Origin of the sequence: Streptomyces sp. NPDC048288, from assembly GCF_043201555.1 — a bacterium.
GTDB lineage: Bacteria > Actinomycetota > Actinomycetes > Streptomycetales > Streptomycetaceae > Streptomyces.
Genome location: NZ_JBICZD010000020.1, coordinates 101,793 through 109,231, shown reverse-complemented (window position 1 = coordinate 109,231; position 7,439 = coordinate 101,793). Strand labels below are relative to the sequence as shown.

General features: G+C 69.0%; 6 protein-coding genes and 2 pseudogenes. 5 read left to right on the top strand and 3 right to left on the bottom strand.

The genetic code is table 11. From position 1 onward, the window contains the following. The first annotated feature begins 241 nt into the window (after window positions 1-241). The 3 genes and pseudogenes from ACGFZS_RS45860 to ACGFZS_RS45850 all read left to right on the top strand — a co-directional run bounded on the left by ACGFZS_RS45860 (window position 242) and on the right by ACGFZS_RS45850 (window position 2,303). A pseudogene (locus ACGFZS_RS45860) lies at window positions 242-1,016 on the top strand (transposase). A gap of 379 nt (window positions 1,017-1,395) precedes the next feature. After that, window positions 1,396-1,629: pseudogene (locus tag ACGFZS_RS45855) on the top strand (transposase); the annotation flags it as partial. A 101-nt stretch (window positions 1,630-1,730) separates the two neighbouring features. Beyond that, the gene (locus ACGFZS_RS45850; protein WP_393800183.1) at window positions 1,731-2,303 is read left to right on the top strand and encodes an SMI1/KNR4 family protein; all 573 of its coding nucleotides are present in this window, start codon (window positions 1,731-1,733) and stop codon (window positions 2,301-2,303) included. A gap of 441 nt (window positions 2,304-2,744) precedes the next feature. On the opposite strand, the gene ACGFZS_RS45845 is transcribed toward ACGFZS_RS45850, so the two are convergent. Continuing rightward, the gene (locus ACGFZS_RS45845) at window positions 2,745-3,284 is read right to left on the bottom strand and encodes a hypothetical protein (protein ID WP_393800182.1); all 540 of its coding nucleotides are present in this window, start codon (window positions 3,282-3,284) and stop codon (window positions 2,745-2,747) included. Window positions 3,285-3,463: 179 nt separating this feature from the next. Here ACGFZS_RS45845 and ACGFZS_RS45840 point away from each other — a divergent pair, with 179 nt between their 5' ends. After that, the gene (locus ACGFZS_RS45840) at window positions 3,464-4,462 is read left to right on the top strand and encodes a LacI family DNA-binding transcriptional regulator (protein ID WP_393800181.1); all 999 of its coding nucleotides are present in this window, start codon (window positions 3,464-3,466) and stop codon (window positions 4,460-4,462) included. 101 nt (window positions 4,463-4,563) lie between these two features. After that, complete coding sequence (locus ACGFZS_RS45835) at window positions 4,564-5,127, top strand: hypothetical protein (protein ID WP_393800180.1); 564 nt, start codon at window positions 4,564-4,566, stop codon at window positions 5,125-5,127. 29 nt (window positions 5,128-5,156) lie between these two features. Here the strand turns inward: ACGFZS_RS45835 and ACGFZS_RS45830 are convergent, their stop codons facing one another. Together ACGFZS_RS45830 and ACGFZS_RS45825 are read right to left on the bottom strand one after the other, a co-directional pair. Next, window positions 5,157-6,347, bottom strand: coding sequence for an acyltransferase family protein (locus tag ACGFZS_RS45830; RefSeq protein WP_393800179.1), 1,191 nt, complete (start codon window positions 6,345-6,347; stop codon window positions 5,157-5,159). A 76-nt stretch (window positions 6,348-6,423) separates the two neighbouring features. Beyond that, on the bottom strand, window positions 6,424-7,338 hold the full coding sequence (locus ACGFZS_RS45825; RefSeq protein WP_393800178.1) for an ion transporter: 915 nt from the start codon (window positions 7,336-7,338) through the stop codon (window positions 6,424-6,426). Window positions 7,339-7,439: the final 101 nt, after the last annotated feature.

Genomic DNA, 7,439 nt, shown 5'->3' with positions numbered 1-7,439 from the left:
CGTCCACAGCTCTTCCGGCGCCATCCGCTCGACAAGCGCAGCAGTCATCACCCCAGACTGCCGCAAGATCACGCCAACTGAAATGGCGTCTTAGAAGGCGGCGAGTGCCGGAACATCGTCGGTGATCAGGGCGGTGCCGGTGAAGTGTGGCTGCATCCGGGCATCGTAGGTCGAGGGTCGGACAGCGGGCCCTGGAAGGAGATGGTGCCTGCCTGCCGGTCGTGAGTGACATGATCTTGTCGTGTCTGGTGTGATCACGGCGTCGGAGCCTTCCTGGATAGCTCCGTTCACCGGGCTGAGTCCACGTCAATTCAGCAAGCTTGTCATTGCTTTGCGGCGCGAAGGTGCGGACCCGGTGCGTAGGGGACGGCCGTGGAGTCTGCCGCTGGAGGACCGGATCCTGCTGGTCACGGCGTACTGGCGCACCAACCTCACGCTGCGGCAGATGGCGCCGCTGTTCGGGGTGTCGAAGTCGGCTGCCGACCGCATCATCGGTCACCTCGGTCCCTCGCTCGCCCTCCAGCAGCGCAAGCGATTCCGCAAGGGCACCGTACTGATCGTGGACGGAACGCTCGTCCCCACCCGCGACCACACCATCTCCGAGCAGTCGAAAAACTACCGATACTCCACCAATCATCAGGTGGTCATCGACGCCGACACCCGCCTGGTCGTCGCTGTCGGCCGGCCGGCCACTCCCCGGCAATCGCAACGACTGCAAGGCATGGGAACTGTCCGGGGTGAAAGCCGCCGTGGGCACCACCACCGTCATTGCGGACGGCGGTTACCGGGGCACCGGCCTGGTCATTCCACACCGCAGAGAGAAGGGCCAAGGCGATCTACCGGCCTGGAAGGAGGAACACAACGCCTCCCACCGCAAGGTTCGTGCCCGCGTCGAGCACGCCTTCGCCCGCATGAAGACCTGGAAGATCCTGCGAGACTGCCGTCTCAAGGGCGACGGCGTCCACCACGCCATGCTCGGCATCGCCCGCCTGCACAATCTCGCCCTCGCCGGGTGACCGACAAGGCGGCCAGGTCACCCAGCACGCCGTAGATCATTTATGGGACAAGACTTAGCCTCGCGCTTTCGCGTATGGGCCAGTCCGAGGTGTGGTCAAAGAGGCGAGGAGGGCCTCTGGCCTGGGGCGATGAACTTGCCCGGGGCCCTGGCCGCCGTCAGGAGTGGTGCACTCCCGAGGTGAAGCGGAGGGCAACTCGCCTGAGCCCGCAGCAGGCTCGCCTGCGTATCCTCGCTGGCCGGGACGAGTTGCCTCAAGGGGCCCTCTTGCTCAGCTCAGCGTCAAGTGCACGACATCGATCTCCTGGCCCCGAGCTCGCGCGAAGGAACGACCACGCCCTGGTATTCAGAAAAGAGAGGGCGCGAAACGCAGCACGGAGAAGGAGATCCAGCCCGCAAGTCCCATGGAGCGAATCAACCGCGAGATCAAGCGCCGCACCGACGTCGTACAGGTCTTCCCCAGCCATGCCGCCCTCAAACGGCTGGTCACCGCCATGCTCAGCGAGATGCACGACGAATGGATCGCCTTCCCCCACCGCTGCCTGCCCGAACGCTACGGACGATCGCTTGCCTGCACCGCAGGGCGAAGCCCTGGGCCCGGTGCTCGTGCGTAAGCACGTCGTTCGTATCGTTGGACTCCCACCACGCGACGAGGCGTCTGCCGTGCGGGGTGGGGCAGCCAATGCAGGCCGGCCACCCGGATAGAGGACCTGATATGGCAAGTGGGGCGGACGAAGTGCGTCGGGCATGGGGCCGCGTGACGCAATGGTTGGAGCGGAATGCTCCGAAGAACCACGCAGCATTGCAACCACCCGCGACGTCGAAGCAGATCAGCCACGAAGAGAGCAAACTGGGTCTGTCGCTCCCCGAAGAGTTGCGGGTATGGCTTCTGATCAACAACGGCGTGGGAATGAAGGAGACCGGGCAGGGATGGCTGTCTCCGGCCCCCGGCAGCAGTTTCGTACCGCACAGGTGGCATCTTCTCTCCACTGCCGAGCTGGTCAAGGTGTATGGGCGGCGGATGGATTTCCAGAGGACGGGTGACGTACCTGACGACGAGGATGACGAAGTCCTGGTATGGCGTCGCGAGTGGTTCCCGTTCGTCGCTGACAGTGACGAACTGTACGGACGGTTCGTTGACGTCAGGACAGGGGCGGTGGGGAGATGGAGCGACGGCGACATGAACCGCCTCGCGACCCATGGTTCGCTGACGGAGTTCTTCGACGAACTCGCCGATCTCATGAGCACGAACGCCCGCGTGGTGGACGGCGGTATCGAGTGGCGTTGATCGGGACCAAGCGGCATCCCGGCGGTTGACAATAAATTGCCCGAAAAGGGAAATGGCCCCGGTATGACCAGGGATCATTTCCTGTGACGGCGTCGATCAGCGCGGCTTGTCCGCCTTCAGGCAATCAGTTCCTGCGCCTTAGCCCGACGGGCCCGCGCGACGGGCCGCTCACCATAGGGCGCCCGAGGCTTGGCGGGCACCGCCGACTCACTCCCGCCGACGACCGCAGAGGGCGTCCGTCAGGAGTGGGACTCTTCTGTGACTTCCGGCCCCCCGTCAACCGGCACGAACATGGAGCAGCAGAAAGGCAATTCGCGCAGTTCAGGTGTCATCAATCGCTCATCGCGGCAGGTCACCGCGCCCCCTGGTCTCTTCCGGGACATCTGACGCGCGCGAGCGCCGCCGCGCCCCTTCCGAGGGGTGCGGCGGCGCTCGGTGCGGTCACCAGGTGTGGGCGACGTCCACCACGAGGTGGTTGGCGGTCTGGAAGACGCGGAAGGGGAGGCGGGCGCGAACGCCGAGTCCGGCCTGGGTGTAGCCCTCGGAGCCGCCGGTGATCTTGAACTCGCGGAAGGTCCGGTACCCGGTGACGTCGACGGACGGAAGCGGCGGGTAGGGCGTTCCGGTCGCCGGGTCGTAGCGCGGGGCGAACAGCGAGATCTCCAGGATGGCTCCGCCCTTGATCGGGATCACGGCGTCGCTCGGGTCCTGGTGCAGTACGTCGACGTAGCGGACGGTGTAGCCGATCGGGTCGGCCGACGTGCCCTGGGCGTCGAAGACCAGGCGGTCGTAGCACTCGTGCTGTCCGGTCCGTACGTCGGTCAGCCGCCTGGAGGCGGTGGAGTCGCCGGTCTTGGCCAGGCTGCCCCATGTCACGGCGCAGTCCACCGCCGTCGGCGCGGCCACCGCCGGAACCGTGCCGGCCAGCAGGCCACCACCCGCCAGCATCATCGCGACCACTGCCGTACCTATTCGTCGCATGGCTACCCCCCGGTAGTTCGCGTAGGTGTGTGTTTGTTCAGACCCGCGGCTTTCCAGAAGGTTGTGCGGCGGGGAGCAGTTCTTCGCGGTACGACGCCGTGGTTCTCCATGCCGTACTGAACTGAGAGTTTTCACCCTAATCTTGCAAGCCGGAGAAGGGGACCGACGGAGGGAACCGCATGAAGGTCGGCATCACCGAGGTCGCGGACCGGGCGCAGGTCAGCGAGGCCACGGTCAGCCGGGTCGTCAACCGGCGCCAGGGGGTGTCGCGCAAGACCCGTGAGGCGGTCGAGCGGGCCATGGCCGACCTGGGGTACGAGCGGCAGACGCGCGGCCAACTCGTCGCGATCATCACCGAGTTGGTGTCCAACCCGTTCTTCGCCGACATGTGCGAGCGGATCGAGTCCACGCTCGCCCCGCACGGTCTCAAGACGATCCTGTGCCCGTGCTTCCCCGGCGGAGTGCAGGAGCCGGACTACCTGACCTCCCTCGCCGACCGGGGTGTCGCCGCCGTCGTCTTCCTCTCCGCCAGCAACACGATCGAGGACGCGGACCCCGAGGCGTACGAACTGCTGCGCGCCCGCAGGATTCCGTTCGTCGGGATCAACGGCCAGTTCGAGGGCGGATACGACGCCCCGGTCTTCTCCACCGACGACCTGCTGGCCGCCGAACTCGCCGTCGACCACCTGTACCGGCTCGGGCACCGGCGTATCGGCATGGCCTCGGGCCCGGTCGGCAACCGACCGGCCGACCGCCGGGTCGACGGCTTCGTCGCCTCGCTCGCCCGGCGCGGCATCGCGGATCCGGAGCAGTGGGTGGTCCGGCAGTCGTACACCGTCGAGGGCGGCCAGTCCGCCGCGCTCTCGCTGCTCGGCCGCGGGGCCACGGCCGTCGTCGCCGCCAGCGACTACATGGCCCTGGGCGCGATCCGCGGCGCCCGGAGGCAGGGGTACGACGTTCCGGGGGACGTCTCGGTCGTCGGCTACGACGGCTCCCTGATCATGGACTTCGTCGATCCGCCGCTCACCACGGTCCGCCAGCCGGCCGACCGGCTCGCCCCCGAGGTGGCCCGGAGCGTCCTCGCGCTGCTGGGCAACCGCGAGGTCCCCGTCGGTGAACTCCTCTTCGACCCCGAGCTGGTGATCCGGGCGAGCACCGCGCCGCCGAAGACGGAGTGATGGTCAAGACTGCGTCACGTGGTCTCCGTGGCTGAGAGGGCGGGAGCCGGTCCACGTACTAGGGAGGCGAGTGACCGCGACTCCCGACGAAGGGCACCTCCTTGATCTCGCGACGCATCGTCCTGAGCCTCGCCGCAGGGCTCGCCGCCAGCTGCCTGCTGGGGGCGTGCGGTTCGTCCGACGGCACCGGTACCGCCGGGGCCGCCGCCCCGGTCACGCCGGCCACGTCGGCCCCCGCGACCCCCGCCACCTCCGCTCCGGCCGCGACCGGCGGCACCGGCTCCGGGAGCGGGCAGTCGGGCACGACGGCCGGGGTGACGGCGGTGGCGGCCCAGGGCGTCGGCAGCATCGTCACGGACGACCAGGGGCTCACCCTCTACCGCTACGACAAGGACGAGCCGAACCCCTCCAAGTGGACGTGCTCCGGGGCGTGCACGAAGACCTGGATCCCGGTGATCGTGCAGGACTCGGTGCGGACCACGGGAGTGGAGAAGAGCCTCCTCGGCACGGTGCACCGCAACGGCCGCACCCAGCTCACGCTTTCCGGCTGGCCGCTCTACCGGTACGTCGGCGACACGGCGGCCGGACAGGTCAACGGCCAGGGGAAGGACGGCGCGTGGTACGCCGTCACCCCGTCCGGACAGAAGTCGGCCGCGACGGGCTGACGCCCGCGGCACGATGACCGCGGGGGACGTCACACCGTCGGTTCCCCGCGGAAACTGCCCGGTGCGAGCAGGGACTTCCAGGACCTGTTCCGCTTGAACGGTGTCTCGAAGACCTTCGCGAACAGCCACGCCCCGAGCACGGAGACCGGCAGGGCCACGGCGAGCGTGAAGCAGAAGGTGGGCAGTCCGCGCGCGACGAAGTGCGGGGCCACCCGGCGGATCACGGCCAGGACGATCGGCAGGTGGATCAGGTAGAGGCTGTAGGAGAAGCCGCCGAGGCGGTGCACGGGGCGGGCGGTCAGGAGCCGGACGAGAACGGCGGGACGGCCGGTGGCGACGGCGGCGAGCAGCATCGTCATGGCGGGGGCGATGGCGAGGTCGATCCAGAAGTAGTGGTCCACCGTCCAGACGGAGCCCCGGACGATGCCGAGGGCCAGCACGGGCAGTGCGGCGAGGGCGGCGAGCCATCCCCACGGCAGGCGGCGGACCCGGTCCGACGCGGTGACGATGCCCGCGCCGATCACCCCCGCCGCGAACACGGGGGCGAGGTGCGGGGCGAGCCAGTTGTCGCCCTCCACCGGGTTCGCGTGCGCCGCCAGCAGCCCTCCGGCGGCCACCGGAAGCGTCACGCACACGGCCAGGACCACGGCACCCCGGCGCCGGCGGAGGAACAGGAGGAGGGGGAAGAGCAGATACAGCTCGGCCTCCACGCCTATCGACCAGAACGCGCCGTTCGGCGTCGGGGCGGTGAACACGTCCTGGGCGACAAGGCCGTACACCAAGGCCGTCGCGCCGGTGGGCGGCCCGAAGTGCGAGGCCGGTACGACGAACCACGAGACGGCCAGGCTCAGGGCCAGTGCGGCCCAGTACGGGGGCAGGATGCGCCAGGCGCGGCGCCGCAGGAACTCGCCGACGCCGGTCAGCCGCCAGCCGTGGCGCGCCGGGGAGATCGCCAGGGAGAACCCGGACAGGACGAGGAAGAAGACGACGGCCAGGCGTCCGAACATCAGCCCGTCGAGCCAGAAGGGCGCCGAACTGTCGGGGTAGCCGGGGAAGGTGTACAGCCAGCAGTGGAAGAGGACCACATAGAGTGCCGCCAGGCCACGGAGCCCGTCCAGGCCGGCCACCTGCCGAGGGACGCGCGCCGTGCTCGCCGTCTCCTCCCGGAGCACCGGGGGTGCCAGGTCGAGGGCGCTGCCGACCGGGCGACTCGAATCCACGGAAATCGTCCGACCCCTCTTCCGGGCAGCACCGCGCCGTCCACGTCGACTGGTACGTGGCCTGCGGTCCGGCTGTTCAACGGCCGGTCAGGTCCGCGTGGTGGTCCCGCTGTTCCGGCGGGGCGCCGACCAGGTCGCGTTCGAGGGCGTCCAGGGCCTGGCGGGCCGCCGCGATGCGGGCGAGGAGGAGCGGGCCGTCGGCCGGGGCGGCGGCCGGGCGGGAGGCCTCGGCCGTCTCCTGCTCCATCTCCCGGGCCTCGTCGAGGGAGGTGATGACCACGCCTATCAGGACGTTGACCAGGACGAAGGAGGCGATGAGGACGTACGAGGCGTAGTAGACGAGGCTCCAGCGGGAGATCTCCAGGCCCGCGTGGACCGCGTCGCCGATGCCGTCCAGGGTCATCAGGAGGAAGAGGGTGAGGACGGCGCGGCCGATGGAGCCGTAGTGCCCGGGGTCGTGGCGGCCGAAGAAGACCCAGCCCACCATCGCGTACACGTACAGCAGCAGCGCGCCGACCAGCAGGAAGCTCAGCGTGCCGGGCAGGCTGCGGGCCACCGCGACCAGCACGATCCGCAGTTGGGGCAGGAAGCGGGCGGTGCGCAGCACCCGGGCCAGCCGCAGCAGCCGGAGCACGGTGGCGTTCTCGCGGACGACGGGCAGGAAGGCGCAGAGCACCACGGCGAGGTCGAAGAGGTTCCAGGGATCCTTGAGGAAGTCCCGCGGGCGGTCGGCGTGCGCGCCGAGGCGCAGCAGGATCTCGGCCGTGAACGCGGCCAGACAGGCGTGTTCGACGAGCCGCAGCCAGAACTGCCACCGTTCGACCAGGCCGGAGTAGGTCTCCACGCCCAGCAGTACGGCGTTGAGGAGGATCACCGCGAAGACGGTCAGGGCGAACCAGCGGGATTCCGTGACGGCACGGCACCGCTGTGCCAGGTCCGGACGGACGGATCGTAACTCGACGGCGTTCGTCTGGTCGTACTGCTCCGGCATCGTGGTGCCCTGGCTCCTTGTCGCACGAACACCGCCTTCCGGCCGACTCGGCCGGAAGGCGGGCTGGTCCGGTGATCACTCCCCGGAGGAATTTCTACAGC

What these genes read in the sequence shown, in the direction of transcription:
- ACGFZS_RS45850 (WP_393800183.1), top strand. Translation starts at nt 1,731, where the DNA reads ATGGCAAGTGGGGCGGACGAAGTGCGTCGGGCATGGGGCCGCGTGACG.
- ACGFZS_RS45845 (WP_393800182.1), bottom strand. Translation starts at nt 3,284, where the DNA reads ATGCGACGAATAGGTACGGCAGTGGTCGCGATGATGCTGGCGGGTGGT.
- ACGFZS_RS45840 (WP_393800181.1), top strand. Translation starts at nt 3,464, where the DNA reads ATGAAGGTCGGCATCACCGAGGTCGCGGACCGGGCGCAGGTCAGCGAG.
- ACGFZS_RS45825 (WP_393800178.1), bottom strand. Translation starts at nt 7,338, where the DNA reads ATGCCGGAGCAGTACGACCAGACGAACGCCGTCGAGTTACGATCCGTC.